18 protein-coding genes are annotated in these 21,493 nt (G+C 70.5%); 12 read left to right on the forward strand and 6 right to left on the reverse strand.

Annotated features, from left to right (window positions below):
• Positions 1–289: 289 nt before the first annotated feature.
• From ACFZCP_RS06880 to ACFZCP_RS06890, 3 genes are read right to left on the reverse strand one after another with little or no spacing between them, the layout of a single operon-like run.
• Entirely contained in the window at positions 290–958 is a 669-nt protein-coding gene (locus ACFZCP_RS06880; RefSeq protein WP_391424764.1) for a VTT domain-containing protein, read from the reverse strand.
• Positions 959–1,017: 59 nt separating this feature from the next.
• Positions 1,018–1,821 carry a polysaccharide deacetylase family protein gene (locus ACFZCP_RS06885; protein WP_391424767.1) on the reverse strand — a complete coding sequence of 268 codons (804 nt, stop codon included), beginning with the start codon at positions 1,819–1,821 and terminating at the stop codon, positions 1,018–1,020.
• Positions 1,818–3,206, reverse strand: coding sequence for a glycosyltransferase (locus tag ACFZCP_RS06890; RefSeq protein ID WP_391424769.1), 1,389 nt, complete (start codon positions 3,204–3,206; stop codon positions 1,818–1,820). The genes ACFZCP_RS06885 and ACFZCP_RS06890 overlap by 4 nt, the downstream gene beginning before the upstream one ends.
• A 141-nt stretch (positions 3,207–3,347) precedes the next feature.
• Here ACFZCP_RS06890 and ACFZCP_RS06895 point away from each other — a divergent pair, with 141 nt between their 5' ends.
• Positions 3,348–3,776: a BlaI/MecI/CopY family transcriptional regulator gene (locus ACFZCP_RS06895; protein WP_391424771.1), complete on the forward strand. Its 429-nt coding sequence runs from the start codon at positions 3,348–3,350 to the stop codon at positions 3,774–3,776.
• Between the two features lie 5 nt (positions 3,777–3,781).
• Positions 3,782–4,801 carry a M48 family metalloprotease gene (locus ACFZCP_RS06900; RefSeq protein WP_391424773.1) on the forward strand — a complete coding sequence of 340 codons (1,020 nt, stop codon included), beginning with the start codon at positions 3,782–3,784 and terminating at the stop codon, positions 4,799–4,801.
• An 87-nt stretch (positions 4,802–4,888) separates the two neighbouring features.
• Here ACFZCP_RS06900 and ACFZCP_RS06905 read toward each other — a convergent pair whose 3' ends face one another.
• Positions 4,889–5,560: an ATP-binding cassette domain-containing protein gene (locus ACFZCP_RS06905; protein WP_391424775.1), complete on the reverse strand. Its 672-nt coding sequence runs from the start codon at positions 5,558–5,560 to the stop codon at positions 4,889–4,891.
• A 541-nt stretch (positions 5,561–6,101) separates the two neighbouring features.
• On the opposite strand from ACFZCP_RS06905, the gene ACFZCP_RS06910 reads away from it, so the two are divergent.
• From ACFZCP_RS06910 to ACFZCP_RS06945, 8 genes are all read left to right on the forward strand, one after another.
• Positions 6,102–6,929, forward strand: a complete 828-nt coding sequence (locus ACFZCP_RS06910; protein WP_362684239.1) for a ZIP family metal transporter — start codon at positions 6,102–6,104, stop codon at positions 6,927–6,929.
• A 733-nt stretch (positions 6,930–7,662) separates the two neighbouring features.
• The gene (locus ACFZCP_RS06915; RefSeq protein ID WP_391424777.1) at positions 7,663–10,374 is read left to right on the forward strand and encodes a SpoIIE family protein phosphatase; all 2,712 of its coding nucleotides are present in this window, start codon (positions 7,663–7,665) and stop codon (positions 10,372–10,374) included.
• 418 nt (positions 10,375–10,792) lie between these two features.
• Positions 10,793–11,935, forward strand: coding sequence for an extracellular solute-binding protein (locus tag ACFZCP_RS06920; RefSeq protein WP_391424779.1), 1,143 nt, complete (start codon positions 10,793–10,795; stop codon positions 11,933–11,935).
• A gap of 281 nt (positions 11,936–12,216) precedes the next feature.
• Positions 12,217–13,302: an S-(hydroxymethyl)mycothiol dehydrogenase gene (locus ACFZCP_RS06925; protein ID WP_391424781.1), complete on the forward strand. Its 1,086-nt coding sequence runs from the start codon at positions 12,217–12,219 to the stop codon at positions 13,300–13,302.
• Complete coding sequence (locus tag ACFZCP_RS06930; RefSeq protein WP_391424783.1) at positions 13,302–13,934, forward strand: MBL fold metallo-hydrolase; 633 nt, start codon at positions 13,302–13,304, stop codon at positions 13,932–13,934. The genes ACFZCP_RS06925 and ACFZCP_RS06930 overlap by 1 nt, the downstream gene beginning before the upstream one ends.
• 250 nt (positions 13,935–14,184) lie before the next feature.
• The gene (locus ACFZCP_RS06935) at positions 14,185–14,547 is read left to right on the forward strand and encodes a bifunctional 3-phenylpropionate/cinnamic acid dioxygenase ferredoxin subunit (protein ID WP_362684227.1); all 363 of its coding nucleotides are present in this window, start codon (positions 14,185–14,187) and stop codon (positions 14,545–14,547) included.
• Positions 14,544–15,707 carry an FAD-dependent oxidoreductase gene (locus ACFZCP_RS06940; protein ID WP_391424785.1) on the forward strand — a complete coding sequence of 388 codons (1,164 nt, stop codon included), beginning with the start codon at positions 14,544–14,546 and terminating at the stop codon, positions 15,705–15,707. The genes ACFZCP_RS06935 and ACFZCP_RS06940 overlap by 4 nt, the downstream gene beginning before the upstream one ends.
• A gap of 130 nt (positions 15,708–15,837) precedes the next feature.
• Positions 15,838–16,971, forward strand: a complete 1,134-nt coding sequence (locus ACFZCP_RS06945) for an SRPBCC family protein (RefSeq protein ID WP_391424787.1) — start codon at positions 15,838–15,840, stop codon at positions 16,969–16,971.
• Positions 16,972–17,037: 66 nt separating this feature from the next.
• On the opposite strand, the gene ACFZCP_RS06950 is transcribed toward ACFZCP_RS06945, so the two are convergent.
• Positions 17,038–17,835, reverse strand: coding sequence for an IclR family transcriptional regulator C-terminal domain-containing protein (locus ACFZCP_RS06950; protein WP_391424789.1), 798 nt, complete (start codon positions 17,833–17,835; stop codon positions 17,038–17,040).
• 155 nt (positions 17,836–17,990) lie between these two features.
• Here ACFZCP_RS06950 and betA point away from each other — a divergent pair, with 155 nt between their 5' ends.
• Together betA and ACFZCP_RS06960 are read left to right on the forward strand one after the other, a co-directional pair.
• The gene (betA, locus tag ACFZCP_RS06955; protein WP_391424791.1) at positions 17,991–19,661 is read left to right on the forward strand and encodes a choline dehydrogenase; all 1,671 of its coding nucleotides are present in this window, start codon (positions 17,991–17,993) and stop codon (positions 19,659–19,661) included.
• Positions 19,662–19,664: 3 nt separating this feature from the next.
• A complete protein-coding gene (locus tag ACFZCP_RS06960) occupies positions 19,665–20,501 on the forward strand; it encodes a 5,10-methylenetetrahydrofolate reductase (RefSeq protein ID WP_391424793.1) in 837 nt (278 codons plus the stop codon).
• A 58-nt stretch (positions 20,502–20,559) separates the two neighbouring features.
• Here ACFZCP_RS06960 and purU read toward each other — a convergent pair whose 3' ends face one another.
• Positions 20,560–21,432, reverse strand: a complete 873-nt coding sequence (purU, locus tag ACFZCP_RS06965; RefSeq protein WP_391424794.1) for a formyltetrahydrofolate deformylase — start codon at positions 21,430–21,432, stop codon at positions 20,560–20,562.
• Between the last annotated feature and the right edge of the window lie 61 nt (positions 21,433–21,493).

A 21,493-nucleotide genomic window follows, 5' to 3' on the forward strand; every position in this document is an offset into this window, starting at 1 on the left:
ACCCCGCGGGCTACGGCCGTCGGCGCCTGGGGGCGGTGCCCGATCGACCAGGAAAGCGATCGGCCGTCGGGCCCGAGCGGGCCGGTACGGTCGGCAACCGGCACGGTCGGCGCACCGAACAGGAGCCACCCGCCGAAGCCGGTGACTTCGGCGGGACGAGAGAAGTTGTGGCGGCTCATGCGGTGACGGGGGGCTTGCCCAGGCTGGTGACCCTGTATGTCGCCTCGCCCTCGAACACCGCCGTCTTCACGCCGGCGCCGGCGACGGCCGACGCGACGCAGGGCAGGAATCACCGACGCCCTTCCTTCGGCTTGGCGGCCCGGCGGCTGCGCAGAAACTCGAGGAGAAGAGGGGACAGCGACACGACGACGATCAGCGCGACCAGCGGCAGCAGATAGTGGTCGACGTTCGGGATCGACGAGCCCAGCGCGTATCCAGCCAGGATGATCCCCAGGGACCAGACCAAGCCCCCGGTCACCTGCCACAGGGTGAAGGTCCGCGCCGGGACCTCCAGCGCGCCCGCGATCGGGTTGAGCACCGTGCGCACCACCGGGATGAACCGGGCCAGTACGACCGCCTTGGCGTGCCCGTACCGCTCCAGCAGTTCCTCGGCCCGTTTGACCCCCTCGTGCAACCGCGGAGACCGGCTGCGGGAAATCAGAGCACCGCCCGCCTTGCGGCCGATCATGTACCCGCACTGCGCCCCGGCCAGTGCGCCGACGGCCGCCACGACCAGCAGCGGCGCAAGGGACAACTTCACGGGCCGGTCGGCCGCTCCTGTGCACAGCAGGCCGGCGGTGAACAACAGGGAATCGCCGGGCAGGAAGAAACCGATCAGCAGTCCCGTCTCGGCGAACAGCACCACGCCGACGCCCAGCACTCCGAAGGCGGCCAGCAGCGACTGGGCGTCGAGCACGTTCACGGCGAGCTGGGAGGTGAAGTGCAGCGGTGGGGTCATTCGGGCCAAGCCCTTCTGCGGGGACGATGTGGCATCGGGGAGAGGACGGGAGTGATTGACTACAATGAAGTAGACCGTCTACGGAACTGTAGACGATGAATGGGTGAGGGGTGTTCCCGCCGGCCCGTTTCCGGCTGGGGCCATCCGTGGTCGCGTAGCCGGCCGACCGAGTAGCCGCGTTCTTCGCACGTGTCGAGAATCCGAGGGAGTGCGCCGAGGGCCGAGCGCCATGCGCCGGGCGCGGAGGTGCAGTCGGAGTCGTGGAGGAGGATTGTGCCACCGCCGTCGAGGTCGGCAGTGACGGTGCGGTGTACGGACGCCGGGGTGGCGCGTGCGGTCCAGTCCTCCCCCCAGCAGGTCCACAGGACCGGGGCGAGTCCGAGGCGGCGGGCCGCCAGATGGGCTGCGGTCGACATGACGCCGTACGGGGGTCGGAAGAGCGTGGGCGGCTGCCCGGTGAGGTCGGTTACGAGGTCGCGGGCCCGGGTGAAGTCGTCGCGGGTGGCGCGGGGGCCGCGTAGGAGCAGCGGGCGGTGCAGCCAGCCGTGGATGCCGATCTCGTGGCCGGCGGCGGCGATCTCCCGGACCAGAGCGGGGGAGCGGTGCGCCTCGCTGCCGAGCAGGAAGAACGTGCCGTGCACCCGGCGGTCGGCGAGCAGCCGTAGAAAGTGCGGGGTGGAGCGGGGATCGGGTCCGTCGTCGAAGGTCAGGGCCACGTGGTCGGGGCGGCCCCGGCCCGACAGGCAGGGCATGAGTCGGTTGCGCAGTGGCCCGAAGGTGGAGATCACCGGCGCGGCATGGGCGACGGCAAGAGCCGGCAGGGCTGTGACAGCGGCCGTGCGAAGTGTCCGGGCGGCGTTCACGAGTGGTGCTCCCCCGGCCGGTGGGCGTGGTGGCCCATGAAGCCGTCCAGGTCGAGGCCGCTTCCGATGGCGTGCATGAGGCCCGGACCGTCGTACGTCGTCGCCATCCCCGTGCCGACGGCGCACGCCCACATGGCGGATGCGACCGCGGCGGTGGCAGCGAGCCGGCGCGGACCGCGCCGCCGCGGCGGGGGCTTCCGATCGCCGTCGGGGAGGAGGCCCGTACGGTGCACGCGCGCTATCTCCGCCGCCGGGCCACCCTCCGGAGTCCGGGGGAACAGGGCGAGGCCGGCCGCCCGCTGATGCTCCCCGAGCGGACCGTCGATCAGGTCGCACAGCACCGCTTCGAGGTCGGCCGGGTCGCGCACCCATACGGCCGCACCGGCCGCGTCCAGGGCAGCCGCATTCGTCAGCCCGTGCCCCGGTATGCAGCGGTAACTGGCGACGGGCAAACCGGAGGCGAACGCTTCCAGCGACGTGAGCCCTCCGGCGTTCTGGACGAGGACGTCCGCGGCGTGCATCAGGCTGGGCATGTCGTCGACCCAGCCGTAGGCGTGATCGATACCGTCCGCGCGCAGCTGCTCGGCGAGGGCTTCGTTCCGGCCGCACACGACGACCGGAACGGCCGCGCCGCAGTCGCGCAGCTCCAGGGCCACCTTGCGGACCGGACCGACGCCCCACGACCCGGCGACCAGCAGGGCCAGTGGAGCCCCCTCCGGCAGCCCGAACGCCGCGCGTGCCCGGGCCCGCTGCTCTGCGTCGCAGGGGCGGAACCGGGGGGCGGTGACCGGGCCGCACACCCGCACGTCCCGTGCCCCTGCGGCCCGCGCTTGGGCGGCGGGTACGGCGTGAGCGGCCAGATGGACGTCGACGCCGTCTGCCACCCACAACGGATGTACCGAGAAATCCGTCAGATACGTCAGGACGGGAACGTTCACACGCCTCTTCAAGCGCAGGTTGCCCAGAACCCGGCTGGCTCCCGGGTAGGTGGACACGACTGCTCCGGTGCCTGGATGAAGGGCACGCGACAACCTGTCCTCGGCCGTGCGGAGCAGCGCCCGTGCGGCCGGGCCGCCGCCCCCGGTGCGCTCGGTGCTGGAGTAGATCCGCTGATAGGCCCATGGGGCGCGGACGAGCATCCGGTGGTAGCCCTCCTGGACGGCACGGCCCAGGTGGGCCGGCAGCAGATCCAGCAGGTCGAACCGGTCCACGGTGAATCCGTCCGCCGCAAGGCGTCGGGCGAGTTCCGCGGCCGCGCCGTCGTGGCCGGCTCCGACGCTCGCGGACACGACCGTGATCCGGCCCGCGTGTGTCGTCGTGGTCCGCTGCTGCGGAATCAAGCCCGCTGGGGCGAGTCCGGGCGCTGTGCTTCCGGCGTGGGGCATGGGCTTTCCTCCGCACGTGAAGGGAGCGACGGAATTCTACGAGATGTAGTAGTCCGAGGTTCGAAGTCCGGAGCATACCTCCTACAACTAGTAGTTGGTCGCCGGGTAGCCTGTACGGACGCGGACGAAGAAAGGCGAACGGTGGAGGACCAAGGACACGAGCAGACCCGAGGGGCAGCCGGCAGGCGGGCGCGCGGCGAGCTGGAGAGCGATGTGCTCGCAGCGCTCTGGGCCGCCGATGGACCTCTGACCGCACGTGAGGTCCGGAAGCAGGTGCCGGGCGACCTGGCCTACACGACCGTGTTGACCATCCTGACCAGGCTGCATGAGAAGGGCATGCTCGTGCGGCACCGCGAAGGCCGCGGATATGCCTACGAGCCGGCCCGCGACGAGGCGTCCCACACCGCCCATCGCATGCACTCCCTGCTCGAAGGCGGCTCCGATCGCGAGGCGGTGCTGGCTCGTTTCGTGTCGGAACTGTCGGCGCAGGACGAGCACCTGCTGCACCAGCTGCTGTCCGGGCACAACGAGACACCCGCCGAGGGTGAGCGCTCTCGCGGGAAGAGGTGAGCCGGATGCTGGTCAGCGTCTACGTCCCGTTCGCCGTCACGGTCGTGCTCGCTGTCGTCGGGCCGCGGCTCGCGCGTCTGCTGCCCCCGCGCCCTGCTGCTTGGGCCCTGGCCTGTGCCGCGCTCGTGACGGCGATCGGCTGGGCGGGGGCACTCGCTCTCCTGGCCTTCACCGGCCTGGCCCAGGTGCCGCAGGTCGCCGCCGAGGGCCGCTGGTCCGTGGCCGCGCTGCGCGCCGAGGATCCGGTGTACCGCGTTGTCGCGGCCGCGAGTGCGCTGGTGTTGGCTGTCGGCGTCGTCTCGCTGGTCGTCGCCGCCGTACGGCAGGTCCGCCACCTCATGCGGGCGCGACTGGAATGTGCCCACCTTCCCGGGGACACGGAGCTGGCGGTGGTGGACGACGAGGCACCGCTGGCCTTTGCCCTGCCCGGCACGCCGGGACGCATCGTGGTCTCCCGGGGAATGCTGCGCTGTCTCGGCGACGGCGAGCGCGAGGCCCTGCTCGCCCACGAGCGGGCGCATCTGCGTGGCCGTCACCACCTGTTCCAGAGCGTGTGGCGGCTTACCGCGGCCTTGAACCCGCTGCTGCGGCCCGTGGCCGTCGCCGGCGGTTTCGTCCTGGAACGCTGGGCCGACGAGGAGGCCGCCGAGCGTGTCGGCGACCGCAAGGTGGTCGCTCACGCCGTAGGGCGCGCGGCTCTGGCATCGGCCGGGGTGTCACGATCCCGCGCCCTGGCCGTCACCGGCGGGGCGGTGCCGCAGCGGGTGCGGGCTCTGCTGGCCCCGCCTCCCGCACGCCGGAGCCTCCCCCTCGTGGCGGGCGGCCTGCTGCTGGCGGTGTGCTGTGCCAGTTTGGCCAACGCCGCTTCCGACAGCGATCACATGGTGGACAGCGCGCAGTGGGCACAGTGTGCGGTGCACGCGGGTACTGCCGGCGCGCCGTTGGAGCATCGGTACGCACCCGGCTCCTGTCCCGGCGGTCACGAGCGTCACGAGCGTCAGGAGAGCAGGGAGCACCGGCCGTAACCGGTGGCAGAGCCGCGCTCGCCCGGTCGTTGACGTGTGACGCGGGATGCCCCGGTGACACCCCCGTCACCGGATGTCCTGGCCGTCTCACGCCGGCCACCCGGTGCGACGGCGCAGTGGCGGGGCCGCCGGCGACGCGATGTGCAGTTCGCGACCGAGCGCGAGGGCGCGGTCGTGGCTCTGTGCCCTCGACAGGACGTGGGCGGTCGGACCGCTGTCCGTGACGCGGCTGGAGTCGAGGAGATGGACGGTGTCGGTGTAGCGGGGGACGAGGCGGTGCTCGTGGGAGACCACGACGAGGGTGGTGCGGTGCCGCTCGCGCAGGGTGGTCAGCAGGTCCATCACGCCGGTGGCGGTGGCGGTGGCGGTGGCGGTGGCGGTGGCGGCGTCGAGGGCCGAGGTGACTTCGTCGCAGAGCAGGATGTCGGGGTCGGCGGCCAGGGCACGGGCGATGGAGACGCGCTGGCGCTGTCCGCCGGACAGTTCGCCGGGGTAGCGGTGGGCGTGGTCGGCCGGGAGTTCGACCTGGGCGAGGAGTTCGGCGATGCGATCCGGAAGCGCGCTCTTGGGCAGAGCTGTGTGCAGGCGCAGGGGCCGGGCCGGCTGATGTCCGACGGTACGCCTCGGATTGAGGGCGGCGAGGGGGTTCTGGGGGGCCAATTGGATGCGTCGCTGCTGTTCACGGGTGTGCCGCCGTACGTGCGAGGCCAGGGGGATCCCGTCCAGGGGCAGGCGCCCGGGGTGTCGCGCAGGGAGCACCGCCCCGTGAGGTAGAGGAGTGCGTGATAGTCGGCGACCAGGACGGCTCCGAAGCCGAGCACGAGAGAGGCCAGGTGCACGAAGAGTGCTGCGGTGTGGAGGGTGGCGTCCACCCTCCACAGGTGCAGCGACATCCCCGGCGCAGGCCGACAGCGCCAGGCAGGCCGCGAGCGCCGCAGCCGTGACCGTCCACCATGCGTCGTGCAGTCCCAGCCGTCGAGCGGGCCCGGGCTGGTGGGACACAGACGGCTCCGAGGGCAGGGCGGACACAGGCGAGTTCTAGAACACTCACAGGGGATTTAGGTAAGGCTTATCTAAAGTGAGTCTTCTGGATCAGGTGCCGCGGGCGACCGGACCTCGATCGCGACGCAAGCGTGATCATCGCGTGCCGTTCCCGCGACCTGCGCAAGTCGACAGGCCGACCTTGATGCAATGACTTCGCCAAGCTTTGCCGAGGTCACCCCTCAGGGGCTTGTTAGGCAAGCCTTGCCTGCCTTACTTTCTGGGCGCTTCCTGTGCACGACAAGACCGGAGAGTCCCCATGTCCAGTGCGAACATCGCCCTGCTCGGCGCCATCGCAGGCTTCACCATCTACCTCGGCCTCCCCCTCGGCCGCCTTCGCACACCCACGCCCCGTCTCAGGGCGGGACTCAACGCCGTGGCGATCGGCATCCTGATCTTCCTCGTCTGGGACGTACTGGCCCACGCCTGGGAGCCGATCGACGGGGCGCTGAGCAAGCACGACTGGGGAACCGTCGCCTCGGGCGGGATCACACTGATCGCCGGCCTGACGATCGGACTGGCCGGACTCGTGCACTACGACAGCTGGATCGCCCGTCGGCGTGCCGCCTCCTCGCGACCTGCCGGGCCCGGTGCCGCAGCCACCGCTGAGCTGGCCCCGAAGACCCGCAGCCAGGCAGCCTCACTGGCGCTGATGATCGCCACCGGCATCGGCCTGCACAACTTCGCCGAGGGCCTCGCCATCGGCAACTCCGCCGCCCAGGGGGAGCTGTCCCTCGCCGTCCTGCTGATCATCGGGTTCGGCCTGCACAACGCGACCGAGGGCTTCGGCATCGTCGCGCCCCTGGCCGCCGAAGGTGAACGCCCCTCCTGGCCCACGCTGTTGCTGCTCGGCCTGATCGGCGGCGGCCCCACGTTCCTCGGCACGCTCGTCGGCCAGCATCTGGTCAACGACACCCTGTCGATCGCCTTCCTCGGCCTCGCCGCGGGCTCGATCCTCTACGTCGTCATCGAACTGCTGGCAGTCGCCCGCAAGGCCGGGCTGAAGACACTCACCACCTGGTGCATCCTCCTCGGCCTGCTGCTCGGCTTCGCCACGGACGCCGTCGTCACCGCCGCAGGTGCCTGAATCGAGCACTGCCAAGTGAACCGTGGCTACGGGAGTACTGCCAAGTGAACCGTGACTACGGGGAGGTGTGCCGGCGCTGTGGGACATGTCCAAGGGGGAGGTAATGCGGTCTGTAACCGATGGCCGAGTCGGCGCGACAACGGCATCGGCATCGCGAAGATCGCACGGCGCCGCTGCGCATCGCTTTCGCCTTGTCGAAGCGGATCGGGACGAGTACCTGTGTGAGCTCTGAGTCCTGGGATCTGAGCCGTGAGCCCTGAGCCCTGAGTTCTGGGATCTGAGCCGTGAGCCCTGAGCCCTGAGCCCTGAGTCCTGAGATCGGAGCCCTGAGTCCTGGGCGCGGGCATCCCAGGCCACGGTGCCCAGGTCGTCCGGGGTGTCCACGCCCCGCAGCGGGTGGCGCCGGGCGGCGCGGCGGGCAGTCGAAGGCTCCCGGTGTGGAGGTTCGGGCGCTCCGGTCTCCGAGTCGGTCATGACGCCCGTCACCGCCGCTGTTCGGTCCGGCTCGCCCCGGTCATCCTCGTGGCCGGTGACTCAGAAGCGATAGAAAGGGGATATGCGCGCAGAATCGGACCAATCCGGGCGTGGTGATTCTGGCGGGCCCGGGGGGATCCACGGGCCCGGTCGGAATCCTCGTCCGGTACGAGGTCACGAAGGCCGACAGGGGCACGTTCGGCCTCCTGGCGAGGGAGAGGCGGGGCGACGTCCGCGCCACCTGCACTCGCTGCTGAGCGTGCGCAGCCTCGCCGGCCAGGTCTTCCTTCTGCAACTGGTGGTCGTGGTGCTGATCGTCGCCGCCACCCTGGTGGTCCTCGTGGTGCAGGCACGAGGCGACGCCATGGCGGACGCCCGGAACCGGACGCTCGCCGCGGCGCAGACGTTCGCGAACTCCCCGGGGGTGGTGGCGGCGCTGAACAGCCCGAACCCGAGTGCGGTGCTGCAGCCGCACGCCGAGGCGGCCCGGAAGGCCGCGGGCGTCGACGCCGTCATCGTGTACAGGCTGGACGGGATCACCCTCACCCACAGCGACCGGAGTCAGATCGGGAAGCACATCATCGGGCCCTACGCGCAGGCGGCGACCGGCAAGCCGTTCACCAGGACGTTTCAGGGGGCCCTGGGGCTCTCCGTGATCTCGGCGGTCCCCGTCAGGGCTCCCGACGGCTCGGTCGTCGCCATCGTGTCCGTACCTGTCAGGGTCGAGAACGTGCAGCACCGACTGGACCGGCAGCTGCCGGTCCTGTTCGGCGGCGCCGTCACGGCACTTGTCGTCGCCGCAGGCGGGTCGGGCCTGGTGAGCCGTCGATTGCGGCGGCAGACGCATGACCTGGGCCCGGCCGAGATGACCCGGATGTACGAGCACCACGACGCGGTCCTGCACGCCGTGCGGGAAGGGGTGCTGATCATCGGCGGGGACGGTCGGCTGCTGCTGGCCAACGACGAGGCGCGGCGGCTGCTGGACCTGCCGACGGACTGGGAGCGGCGCCCCGTCCTCGATCTGGGGCTGGAGGAGGACCTCGCCCAGCTGCTGGCCTCCGACCGCCCCGCCACCGACGAGGTGCACATGGCGGCCGACCTGTTGCTCGCGGTCAACAAACGGCTCACCGCACCTCACGGACCGGTCGGCAGCGTGGTGACGCTGCGGGACACCACCGAGCTGCGGGCCCTGTCCGGCAGGGCCGAGGCGGCTCGCGAGCGGTTGAACCTGATCTACGACGCCGGGCTGCGGATCGGCACCACGCTCGACGTGAAGCGCACCGCCGAGGAAATGGCGGAGGTGGCGGTGCCCCGGTTCGCCGACGTCGCCACCGTCGAGCTGCTGGACCCGGTCCTGCGGGGCGAGGAGGCCTCCGGTGCGACCGCCGGGATCACCGAGATGCGCCGTACCGCTGTCGCCGGTCCGGATGTGGACCATCTCCTGCACCCCGTCGGCTCGCTGATCGGGTTCGTCCCCGGCCACCCCGTCTTTGCGGCGATGGCCGACGGCCGGTCGGTCCTGGTGAGGGACCTGAGCACCTCCATCAGCTGGCGGGCCCAGCACCCTCGACGTGCTCAGCGGATCCTCGACCACGGCATCCACTCCTTGCTCGTGGTCCCCCTGCGAGCCCGCGGCGCAGTGCTGGGCACGGTGGGCTTCTGGCGGGCGAGCGGCTCACCTTCGTTCGAGGACGAGGATGTGTCCTTCGCCGAGGAGCTGGCCGCCCGGGCGGCGGTGTGCATCGACAACGCCCGCCGTTACACCCGCGAACACGCCATGGCCGTCACCCTTCAACACAGCCTGCTGCCACGCGGGCTGCCCGAGCAGTCCGCCCTGGAGGTGGCCTACCGCTATCTGCCGGCCCAGGCCGGGGTCGGCGGGGACTGGTTCGACGTCATCCCGCTGTCCGGCACCCGGGTCGCGCTGGTGGTCGGCGATGTCGTCGGCCACGGTCTGCACGCCGCGGCGACCATGGGCCGGCTGCGCACCGCCGTGCACAACTTCGCCAGCCTGGACATGCCCGCGGAGGAACTGTTGGGCCGGCTGGACGAGCTGGTGGCCCAGATCGACGCGGAGGAGGCCGACGCCGGCCAGGACAGGCCGGGGATCACCGGGGCGACCTGCCAGTACGCCGTCTACGATCCCACCTCCGGGCAGCTGCTCCTGGCCACCGCCGGCCATCCTGGACCGGCGGTGGTCCTGCCCGACGGGACCGTGGACTTCCCCCAGGTGCCCGTCTCCCCGCCCCTGGGGCTGGGCGCCGGCCTGCCTGTCGAGAGTGCCGAGCTGATCGTGCCCGAGGGGGCTCGGCTGGTGCTCTACACCGACGGACTGATCGAGAGCCGCGGCCACGATCCGGACGCCGGCCTGGAGGCCTTGCGCGATGCCCTGACAGGACCCGATCGCACCCCGGAGGCCACCTGTGCGGCGGTGATGGAAGCCATGCTGCCCGACCGGCCCAGGGACGACATCGCGCTGCTGGTGGCCCGCACCCACCGACTCGGCCCTGATCAGGTGGCCGAGTGGGACGTGCCCTGTGACCCGGCGGCGGTGGCCCCGGTGCGCACCGCCTGCGCCCGCCGGCTGGCGGAGTGGGGCCTGGAGCAGCTCACCTTCACCGCTGAACTCATCCTGAGCGAGCTGATCACCAACGCCATTCGCTACGGCACCGAGCCCATCACCGTCCGACTGCTTCGCACGGTGCCGATCAGCGGCTCCGCCGCGGGTACCGTGATCTTCGAGGTCTCCGACGGCAGCAGTACCTCCCCCCGGCTGCGCCGGGCGAACGTGACCGACGAGGGTGGCCGCGGACTTTTCCTGGTCGCCCAGTTCGCCGCACGCTGGGGGACCCGCTACACACCCACCGGCAAGGTCATCTGGGCCGAACGATCCCTCCACGAAGGTGCCACGCCGGGGGCGGAGGGACCCGACGAGATCCTGCTCGGCCAATGGGACGACACGGCGTTGTGAGGGGATCGTGCACTCCGGACGGTCGCCGGCGCGACGCGGAGCACAGGCGCGGCGGGTCCTGGGTGCCATCGAAGCGCGCTGATCGCGGGCTTTCGCAGGTGGGCTCCGCCATCGAGGCGGCCGGGTACCCTGGCCTCAATGAACATTTCGCCCATTTCGTCGGTGCAGTAGACCCAGGAGGTGCAGCGGAGGCTCGCCCCTTCGGACTGCGTGATGCTGTCGGCGGCCGGCAGGACCGCGTGTGCGCGCCGACCGGGGTACCGCGGCTCTCGGCCCTCGGCAGCTTCCGGAATCCACGACGGGGGCACGCAGCGTTCTGCAGCCCCTTGCGGGGCGACAACCATGACTCGGGCTTCAGCTCGGTGCACAGACCTCCCTCCGTGACCGCCCCCATTCCCCCTCACGCCCTGGAGCAGTCGTGACCACACCCCGGGCCCGGGCAGCGGCCGTCCTCGGCTGCTTCGCGCTCGTGGCACCGGGCGGCCTGAGCGCCTGCGAGAACACTCCGACCGCCGGCCTCCAGAAGCCGTCGGTGGCCACATCCGCCGCCGACGTGGGCGGCATGCGCGCGCTGGTCGCGGCGGCGAAACGGGAGGGCGCGCTCCGGGCGATCGCACTTCCGCCCGACTGGGCCAACTACGGCGGCCTGATCGCCGGGTTCGAGAGGAAGTACGGGATCAAGGTCACGGACGAGGACCCGCAGGGCCACAGCGAGGACGAGATCAACGCCCTGAGGAAGGGCGGGAACCGGCCGACGGCTCCCGACGTGATCGACGTGGGCGACACCTTCGCGCGAAGAGCAGCGGGGCAGAACCTGCTCGCGCCGTACAAGGTCGCCGCTTACGACTCGATCCCCGGCAATCAGAAGGACTCGAAGGGCCGCTGGTCCAACAACTACGGGGGATACATCTCCATCGGCTGCGACGCCAACCGGGTCAAGCCCTGCCCGGAGACCTTCGCCGATCTGCTGAAGCCCGTCTACCGGGGCAAGGTCGCGCTGGAGGGCGACCCGACCAAGTCGGGTACCGCCTTGGCCAGCGTCTACGCGGCCGCGCTGGCGAACAACGGGTCGTTCGACGACATCCAGCCCGGTCTCGACTTCTTCGCCGAACTCAGCAGGAGAGGCAACTTCAATCCCCTCGAGTCCACCTCGGCAACGGTCGAGGACGGCAGGACGCCCATCAGCATCAACTGGGACTACGTCAACCTCGGCTACGCCGACCAGCTCCGGGACAAGGGCGTGGACTGGCAGGTCGCGATCCCCTTCGACGGCAGCTTCGCCCAGTACTACGCGCTGGCGGTCAACAAGAGAGCCCCGCATCCGGCGGCTGCCCGCCTGTGGCAGGAGTACCTGTTCAGCACGGAGGGCCAGAACCTCCGGCTCTACGGCTACGCCCGCCCGGTGCTCATGGACGTCATGCGGCAGAACGGCACCCTGGACAAGGCCGCCGCGGCGCGGCTGCCCACGGTCGAGGGAACACCGCAGTTCCCGACGGACGCGCAACTGGAGAAGGCGCAGGAGACGGTCGCTCAGGGCTGGGCGAAGGCCGTCTCCCGCTGACGGGACGGCCGCGCGCAAGCCCGCCCGGTCCGCGCAGTGCCCCAGGCCGGGCCGGCCGTCGTTCCGGAAGCTGCCCCCGTGCAAGTGGCTGCACGGGCCCGGCGGAAGAGGCGTGCGCCGACGCGGTCCGCTCTCGCTCGGACGACCCTCCCACGGCCATGTGTCGTATCGCGTGACGGATCCTTGACCGCCGCTGGGCTCTCCGCGATGCTGTGTTGCGAAACACGAGATGCGTACCGTAATAGGCAACATCTCGACCCTCTGTCAGCCGAGGAGTGGCCATGTCTCAGCAGGTCCGTGCCGTCGTCGCACGGAGCAAGGGCGCCCCCGTCAGCCTGGAAACGATCATCGTGCCCGACCCCGGCCCGGGAGAGGCACTGGTCAGGATCGAGGCCTGCGGCGTCTGCCACACCGATCTGCACTACCGCGAGGGCGGCATCAGTGACGACTTCCCCTTCCTGCTGGGGCACGAGGCCGCGGGGGTGGTGGAGTCGGTGGGCGAAGGTGTCTCGGACGTGGCGCCCGGTGACTTCGTGATCCTGAACTGGCGCGCGGTGTGCGGTCAGTGCCGTGCGTGTCTGCGTGGACGGCCCTGGTACTGCTTCAGCACGCACAACGCGAAGCAGAGGATGACCCTGACCGACGGTACGGAACTCTCGCCGGCGCTGGGTATCGGTGCCTTCGCCGAGAAGACGTTGGTGGCGGCCGGACAGTGCACCAAGGTGGACCGGGCCGCGTCGGCGGCCGCCGCCGGACTGCTGGGCTGCGGGGTGATGGCCGGCATCGGCGCGGCCATCAACACCGGCAACGTCGGACGCGGCGACACCGTGGCGGTCATCGGCTGCGGCGGCGTGGGCGACGCGGCGATCGTCGGATCGCAGCTGGCGGGTGCGGCGAGGATCATCGCGGTGGACATCGACGACCGCAAGCTGGCCACGGCGAAGAAGCTGGGCGCGACCCACACGGTCAACTCCGAGGAGACCGACGCGGTCGAGGCGGTGCGCGAGCTGACCGGGGGGTTCGGTGCCGACGTCGTCATCGAGGCGGTGGGCCGTCCGGAGACGTACCGGCAGGCCTTCTACGCCCGCGATCTCGCCGGGACGGTGGTGCTGGTCGGCGTACCGACCCCTCAGATGAAGCTGGAGCTGCCGCTGCTGGACGTGTTCGGCCGGGGCGGGTCGCTGAAGTCGTCCTGGTACGGCGACTGCCTGCCCTCCCGCGACTTCCCGATGCTGATCGACCTCTACCTGCAGGGCCGCCTCGACCTGGACGCCTTCGTCACCGAGACCATCGCACTCGACGAGGTCGAGAAGGCCTTCGAGCGTATGCACCACGGTGACGTCCTGCGCTCCGTGGTGGTCCTCTGATGGCAGCCGCGCGCATCGAACGCCTCGTCACCTCGGGGACGTTCTCCCTGGACGGCGGCACCTGGGCCGTCGACAACAACGTGTGGATCGTCGGTGACGACCGTGAGGCGGTCGTCATCGACGCCGCTCATGACGCCGACGCCATCGTCCGGGCCCTCGGCGGCCGCACCCTGCGCGCGATCGTGTGCACCCACGCGCACAACGACCACATCGACGCCGCACCCGAGCTGGCCGCCCGCACCGGCGCCCCGGTCCTGCTGCACGCCGGCGATCTGCCGCTGTGGAAGCACACCCATCCCGACCGGACGCCGGACGGCGAGCTGACCGACGGGCAGACCGTCACGGTGGCGGGCGTCCGGCTGGCCGTGCTGCACACCCCGGGGCACGCCCCGGGAGCCGTCTGTCTGTACGCACCGGAACTTGCGGCGCTGTTCAGCGGCGACACGCTCTTCGCGGGCGGTCCCGGGGCGACGGGAAGGTCGTACAGCGACTTCCCCACCATCATCGAGTCGATCAGGGAACGGCTCCTCGCGCTGCCGCACGACACGGTGGTGCATACCGGCCACGGCGAGGTCACCACGATCGGCGCCGAGGCGCCACATCTCCAGGAGTGGATCGACCGCGGCTTCTGACCGCCCGGCGACGCCCTCGCCCCGGTGCCGGTGTCCCTCGCACCGCCGTCGGCGGCGAGGCCGTCGCGCCCCTGTGCGGAGACTGTTCTCCCTGGTCAGCCCAGTTGTCCGGGGTGCTTCGGCGTGCCTGGAAAACCGCCTTCGCGGCCGCCTCAAACCGACCCTTGGACGCCTTGACAAGGCTTTGGCGCGGCCCCCAAACTGACGTTGCGCTAATCGCAATCCGTTTCGCTATACGCACCGAGGTGTCATGATGATTCCCGCGTGCCGTCTCGCGGATCTGCCGCGAGGCGAGGCCCACCGGCTCGACATCGACCCGCCGGTCTCGGTGTTCCACACCGATGACGGCGAGCTCTTCGCCATCGACGACACCTGCACCCACCAGGACGCCTCGCTCGCCGACGGCTGGCTGGAGGGCTGCGAGGTGGAATGCCCGCTGCACGCCTCGAAGTTCGACCTGAGGACCGGAGCCGTGGACGCCCCGCCGGCCAGGCTCCCGGTCCGCACGCACGAGGTCGTCGTCGAGGACGGAACGGTCTATGTGCGAGTGTCCACGGAGGCGCCCAACCTGCCGCCGTGCATCGCCGCCCGCCTGGCCAAGGGCCCCGCGTGAGGACCGTGGCCGTGGTGGGCGCCTCACTGGCCGGTCTGTCGGCCGCGCGCTCGCTGCGGAAACGGGGGTACGACGGCCGGCTGGTCGTCATCGGCGACGAGCCCCACCGCCCGTACGACAGGCCGCCGTTGTCCAAGGAGTTCCTGGCCGGCGCCGTCGGCGAAGCGGATCTGGCACTGGAGAGGGACGACGAGGACCTCCGGGCGGAGTGGGTGCTCGGCGTCCGCGCCACCGGACTCGACCGCGCCGAGCGGGCGATCCGGCTCGCCGACGGCCGGGAGCTGCGCGCCGACGGCGTGGTCATCGCGACCGGCGCGGCCGCCCGTACCCTGCCCGGCACCGAGGGCCTCGCCGGAGTCCATGCGCTGCGCACCCTCGACGACGCCCGCGCCCTGCGGGACGAACTGGCCCGGGGCGGACGGCTGGTGGTGATCGGCGGCGGTTTCATCGGCGCCGAGGTCGCCTCCACGGCCTACGCTCTCGGCCTCGACGTCACCGTGGTCGAGGCGGCGCCGACACCGCTGGCCGGCCCGCTCGGCGAGGTCATGGGCGCCATCGTCTCCGCCCTCCACGCAGATCACGGCGTACGGCTGCTGTGCGGGGTGGGGGTCAAGGGGCTGAGCGGGGAGCGCCGGGTGGATGCCGTACTGCTGGAGGACGGTCGCAGCGTTCCGGCCGACACCGTCGTCGTCGGCGTGGGCGCGCGTCCTTGCGTCGAGTGGCTGCAGGGCTCCGGTGTCGCACTCGACAACGGCGTGAAGTGCGGCGCCGACGGCCGCACCGCTCTTGCCGAGGTGGTCGCCGTGGGTGACTGCGCCAACTGGTACGACCCGCACACCGGTCTCCATCGCAGGGTCGAGCACTGGACCGGCGCGCTGGAACGTCCCGATGCCGCCGTGGCCGCGCTGCTCGCGCACGGCGCAACGGAACCGGGTGTGCCCAGGCCTGCGTACTTCTGGTCCGATCAGTACGGCGTGAAGATCCAGTTCGTCGGCCACGCCGCCGGGGCCGACAGCGTGACGGTCGAGGAAGGTGCGACCGGCGACCGCAGTTTCCTGGCCGTCTACCGGCGGGCCGGCCGGCCGGTCGCCGTGCTCGGGATGAACCAACCGAGGTTGTTCACCCGCTGGCGCAAGCAGTTCACCGCCGCCGCGTCTTGACACCGTGCTTGCGACATCCGATGCTGCGTTGCACATCACACGCAGCGTTGCTTCATACACAACGCCGTCCGAAGTCGCTCTTCCCGGCGCGTGACTGCCCATTCCACGACGTTTCCCGAGGAGTGCAGCGTTGACCTCGACAAACCTGCCGGACAGCCTGATCGCCACGCTCCCCGGCTCCGCGTACACGGATCCCGGCTTCTTCGCCCAGGAGCAGGAGCGCATCTTCGAGGCGATGTGGTTCTGCGTCGCGCGGGCATCGGACCTGCCGAAGCCCGGAGCCTTCCGCACCGTCGACGTGGGTCGCGAGAGCATCCTCGTGACCCGGGCCCGGGACAACTCGGTCCGCGCCTACTTCAACGTCTGCCGGCACCGCGGAGCCAAGCTCTGCACCGACGGGACGGGCGAGGTCAGGCGCGCCTTCCAGTGCCCGTACCACGCCTGGACCTACGACCTCGACGGCAAGCTGGTCGCGGCACCCAACCTCACCAAGATGCCCGATGTCGGCCGCACCGAGTTCGGCCTGGTGGGTGTGGCCGTCCGGGAATGGCTCGGCTACGTCTGGGTCTGCCTGGCGGAGAACCCGCCCTCCTTCGAGGAGGACGTCGTCGGCGAGGTCGTCGGCCGCCTCGGCGACGTGGAGTCGATCGAGCGCTACGACATCGCGAACCTCTCGGTGGGCAGGCGGATCGTCTACGACGTCAAGGCGAACTGGAAGCTCATCATCGAGAACTTCATGGAGTGCTACCACTGCGCCACGATCCACCCCGAACTCACCGAGGTCCTGCCCGAGTTCGCCGACGGATACGCCGCCCAGTACTACGTCGGCCACGGTGCCGAGTTCGGTACGGAGATCCAGGGCTTCACCGTCGACGGCTCGGAGGGCCTGGACCGCATCCCGGGGGTGTCCGAGGAGCAGGACCGCCGGTACTACGCGATCACGGTCAAGCCGCAGGTCTTCATCAACCTCGTGCCCGACCATGTGATCTTCCACCGCATGTACCCGGTGGCCGTCGACCGCACGGTCGTCGAGTGCGACTGGCTCTACCTGCCCGGCGTGGTGGAGAGCGGCAAGGACGTCAGCCGGTCCGTGGAGCTCTTCGACCGGGTCAACCGCCAGGACTTCGACGCCTGTGAGCGCACCCAGCCCGGCATGAGCTCGCGGCTGTACGCCAAGGGCGGTGTGCTCGTCCCCAGTGAGCACCACATCGGCGCCTTCCACGACTGGGTGCACGAGCGTCTGGGTGCGCGGCAGCCGGAGTAGCGCAGGGGCGGGTGCCCGCGGCCCGCGTCGGCGCACGCGGGCCCCTCGGCGGCCCTGCCGGTGCGCTCAGCCCAGGTAGCCCATGCGATGGCTGATCTCCTCCGCACCCTTGACCAGCACCGGAGCCAGCTCGTGCATGCGCTCCTCGGTGAACCGGTACGAGGGCCCGGAGGCGCTGATCGACGCGATGACCTGGCCCTCCCGGTCACGGATCGGCGCGGCCATGGCGTGCAGCCCGATCTCCAGCTCCTCCAGCGTCCGGGAGTAGCCGCGCTCCCGGGCCTCGGCGAGGTTCTTCTCGAGTTTCGCCTTCGAGGAGATCGTGTGGGGGGTCACCTTCTTCAGGCCGGCATCCGCCAGCAGTGCGGCGCGCTCCTTGGCGGGCAGGTGGGCCAGCATGATCTTGCCGCTGGAGGTGGCGTGCAGTGGGGTCAGCTCGCCGACCCAGTTGTGCGCGGCGACGGCGGCCGGGCCGCGCACCTGGTAGAGGTTGATCGCGTAGTGCTCCTGCATGACGGCGATGTTGACCGTCTCGCCGATCTCTTCCGCGAGTCGCTCACAGACCGGACGGCCCTGCTGAGTGATGTCGAGACGTCCCGTGACCGCCCCGGCCAGGCGTACGATGCCGAAGCCGAGCCGGTACTTGCCGCGCTCGCCCGACTGCTCCACGAGACCGCGCGCCTCCAGGGCGCCGAGCAGACGGAACGCGGTCGACTTGTGGACATCGATCTCGGCGGCCACCTCGCTCACGCCCGCTTCGCCGCGCTGGGCCAGGATCTCGAGGACGCTGATGGCCCGGTCGACGGACTGCACCCCGCCGGACTGCGGGCTGGTCGTTTCGCTATCCGGACTGTAGTTGCTCATAGCGGAACTATACGCGCAGTAAACAACACACTTGCAAGTAACTCGCCGGAAACGAAGACCCCGCAAGTTGCGCGGTTCGCAACCTAGTGCGTATAGCGATACCCGTATTAGCATGCCTCGCGTATCGACGGCGCGAGCGAGCGAGACGAGGCACCATGGCTCCCCTGCACTACGACTTCGTCATCGTCGGCGGTGGATCAGCCGGCAGCGCACTGGCGAACCGGCTCTCGGCCGACCCCGGAAACCGGGTGCTCGTGCTGGAGGCGGGCCGGTCCGACTACCCCTGGGACGTGTTCATCCACATGCCCGCGGCGCTGACGTACCCCATCGGCAGCCGCTTGTACGACTGGAAGTACGAGTCCGAGCCCGAGCCCCACATGGGCGGCCGGCGCATCTACCACGCCCGCGGCAAGGTCCTGGGCGGCTCCAGCAGCATCAACGGCATGATCTTCCAGCGCGGCAACCCCATGGACTACGAGCGCTGGGCTGCCGACCCGGGGATGGAGACCTGGGACTACGCGCACTGCCTGCCGTACTTCCGGCGGATGGAGAACTGTCTCGCGGCCGACCCCGACGACGAGTTCCGCGGCCACGACGGCCCCCTCGTCCTCGAACGCGGCCCCGCCACGAACCCGCTGTTCGGCGCCTTCCTCAAGGCCACCCAGGAGGCGGGCTACGCCCCCACCGACGACGTCAACGGCTACCGGCAGGAAGGTTTCGCGAAGTTCGATCGCAATGTCCATCGCGGACGCCGTCTGTCGGCCTCCAAGGCGTACCTCAAGCCCGTCATGAAGCGGCCCAACCTCACCGTCACCACCCGCGCCCTGGTCACCAAGGTGCTCTTCGAGGGCAAGCGGGCCGTGGGCGTCGAGTACCAGCGCGGCCGGGGCCCGGTCCGGCAGGTCCGCGCAGGGGAAGTCATTCTGTGCGGCGGCGCCGTCAACTCCCCGCAACTGCTTCAGCTCTCCGGCGTCGGCAACGCCGCCGAGCTGTCCGCCCTGGGCATCGACGTCGTCCACGACCTGCCGGGCGTCGGCGAGAACCTGCAGGACCACCTGGAGGTGTACGTCCAGTACGGCTGCAGGCAGCCCGTCTCCATGCAGCCGTACATGGCGAAGTGGCGTGCCCCCTTCATCGGGCTCCAGTGGCTCTTCCGCAAGGGTCCGGCCGCGACCAACCACTTCGAGGCCGGCGGCTTCGCCCGCAGCAACGAGGACGTGGACTATCCCAACCTGATGTTCCACTTCCTGCCGGTCGCGGTCCGCTACGACGGCTCCTCGCCGTCGGGCGGCCACGGCTATCAGGTGCACGTCGGCCCCATGTACTCCGACGCCATCGGCTCCGTGAAGATCAGGAGCAAGGACCCGCGGGAACACCCGGCTCTGCGCTTCAACTACCTCTCCACCGAGCAGGACCGCCGGGAGTGGGTCGAGGCGATCCGCGTGGCCCGCAAGCTGCTCAACCAGCCGGCACTCGCCCCCTACAACGACGGCGAGATCTCGCCCGGACCCTCCGTCGAGACCGACGAGGAGATCCTTGCGTGGGTCGCCAAGGAGGGCGAGACCGCCCTGCACCCCTCGTGCACCTGCAAGATGGGCACCGATGACATGGCGGTCGTCGACCCGCTGAGCATGCGGGTGCACGGGCTGGAGGGGCTGCGGGTCGTCGACGCCTCGGTGATGCCCTACGTCACCAACGGCAACATCTACGCGCCGGTGATGATGGTCGCCGAGAAGGCGGCCGACCTGATCCTCGGCAAGGAGCCGGAGGCGCCCTCCAAGGCCGCCTACTACCGCCACCCCGACGCCCACCAGCAGGCCGGGTAGGCCTTGGCTGCCGTGGCCCTGCGGGCACTGCTGAGCCGCGTCCGCTACGAGGTGCTGCCTGCGAAGGCGACCGAGGAGAAGGTCCTCGCCCATGTCCCGCGCGACGTCGTGGTCACGGTCACGGCGTCGCCGGTCAAGGGCCTGGAACCGACCCTCGGCCTCACCGAGCGGCTCACGGCACGCGGCTACCGTGTCGTGCCGCACGTGCCCGCGCGGCTGCTGCGGGACGACACGCACCTCAAGGACGTCGTCGAGCGGCTGCGCACGGTGGGCGTCGACGACGTCTTCGTCCCGGCGGGCGACGCCGACCCGCCGGCCGGGCCGTACGACGGGGCCCTGCCGGTGCTGCGCCGACTGGACGAGCTGGGCGGGCCCTTCGCGCACCTGGGGATCACCGGATACCCCGAGAGCCATCCGCTCATCCACGACGACGTCACCATCCAGGCGATGTGGGACAAGCGCGCGCACGCCACGTACATCGTCAGCAACCTGTGCTTCGATCCGCGCGTGCTCGGCGACTGGATCGCCCGGATACGACGCCGTGACGTCACGCTGCCCGTGCACGTGGGCGTCGCCGGACCGGTGCAGCGCGCGAAGCTGCTGTCCATGGCGACGAAGATCGGGGTGGGGGAGTCCACGCGCTTCCTGACCAAGCACCCGTCCTGGTTCCTGCGGTTCGCGACACCCGGGGGGTACGTGCCCGAGAGGCTGCTCGACCGCAGCGCGGAGGCGCTCGCCGTGCCGTCGGCTCGGGTGGCGGGCCTGCACGTCTTCACGTTCAACCAGATCGCCGAGACGGAGCGGTGGCGCCGCGCCTTGGCGGACCGGCTCGGCGGCTGAAGGCGGACACGAACGGGGGCGGGGCCGGAATCCGGCCCCGCCCCCGTCGATGTGCCGTTCAGCGGAAGACCACCGTGCGGTTCCCCTCCACCATGACGCGGCTCTCGGTGTGCCACTTCACCGCGTGGGCCAGTACCTGTGCCTCCACGTCGCGGCCCACGGTGACCAGATCGTCGGGGTCCAGGGAGTGGTCCACCCGGATCACGTCCTGCTCGATGATCTGGCCCTCGTCCAGGTCGGGCGTCACATAGTGCGCCGTCGCGCCGACCAGCTTCACCCCGCGTTCGTAGGCCTGCTGGTAGGGCTTCGCGCCCTTGAAGCTCGGCAGGAACGAGTGGTGGATGTTGATGGCGCGGCCCTCCAGCTCCTTGCACAGGTCGTCGGAGAGGACCTGCATGTAGCGGGCCAGGACCACCAGATCGACGTTCAGCTCCCGTACCAGCTCCAGCAGGCGTGCCTCCGCCTCGGGCTTGGTGTCCCTGGTCACCGGGACGTGGTGGAAGGGGATGCCGTACGTCTCCGCCAGCCCCTCGAAGTCGCGGTGGTTGGAGACGATGGCCGGGATCTCGATGTTCAGGGCGCCGCTGCGGCAGCGGAAGAGCAGGTCGTTGAGGCAGTGGCCGAACCTGGACACCATGATCAGCGTCCGGGTCGGGGTCGCGGCGTCCCGGAGGGTCCAGGTGATCCCGTGGGCCTCGGCGACCGGGCCGAACCGGTGACGCAGTACTGCCAGATCGACGTCCGGATCGGAGACGTCGAAGTGGACCCTCATGAAGAAGCGGTCCTGGAGCCGGTCGTCGAACTGCTGGCTCTGCAGGATGTTGCCGGAGTTCCTGACGAGGAAGCCGCTCACTGCGTGGACCAGTCCGGCCGTGTCCGGACACGAGAGAGTGAGGACGTACTCACGGCCGGGGTGCGGTCGAGGGGACATGTAGAGCCTCCCTTGGTGCGTATGGCACAACATGGTGAGCGATGCGCAACAAGGGTGGGGT

This window comes from Streptomyces sp. NPDC007971, assembly GCF_042958635.1.
In the GTDB taxonomy this organism is placed as follows: Bacteria; Actinomycetota; Actinomycetes; order Streptomycetales; family Streptomycetaceae; genus Streptomyces.

Coding starts and splice junctions, on each gene's coding strand:
- ACFZCP_RS06925 (WP_391424781.1), top strand. CDS start 12,217: ATGTCTCAGCAGGTCCGTGCCGTCGTCGCACGGAGCAAGGGCGCCCCC.
- purU (WP_391424794.1), bottom strand. CDS start 21,432: ATGTCCCCTCGACCGCACCCCGGCCGTGAGTACGTCCTCACTCTCTCG.
- ACFZCP_RS06930 (WP_391424783.1), top strand. CDS start 13,302: ATGGCAGCCGCGCGCATCGAACGCCTCGTCACCTCGGGGACGTTCTCC.
- ACFZCP_RS06880 (WP_391424764.1), bottom strand. CDS start 958: ATGACCCCACCGCTGCACTTCACCTCCCAGCTCGCCGTGAACGTGCTC.
- betA (WP_391424791.1), top strand. CDS start 17,991: ATGGCTCCCCTGCACTACGACTTCGTCATCGTCGGCGGTGGATCAGCC.
- ACFZCP_RS06910 (WP_362684239.1), top strand. CDS start 6,102: ATGTCCAGTGCGAACATCGCCCTGCTCGGCGCCATCGCAGGCTTCACC.
- ACFZCP_RS06950 (WP_391424789.1), bottom strand. CDS start 17,835: ATGAGCAACTACAGTCCGGATAGCGAAACGACCAGCCCGCAGTCCGGC.
- ACFZCP_RS06935 (WP_362684227.1), top strand. CDS start 14,185: ATGATGATTCCCGCGTGCCGTCTCGCGGATCTGCCGCGAGGCGAGGCC.
- ACFZCP_RS06900 (WP_391424773.1), top strand. CDS start 3,782: ATGCTGGTCAGCGTCTACGTCCCGTTCGCCGTCACGGTCGTGCTCGCT.
- ACFZCP_RS06890 (WP_391424769.1), bottom strand. CDS start 3,206: ATGCCCCACGCCGGAAGCACAGCGCCCGGACTCGCCCCAGCGGGCTTG.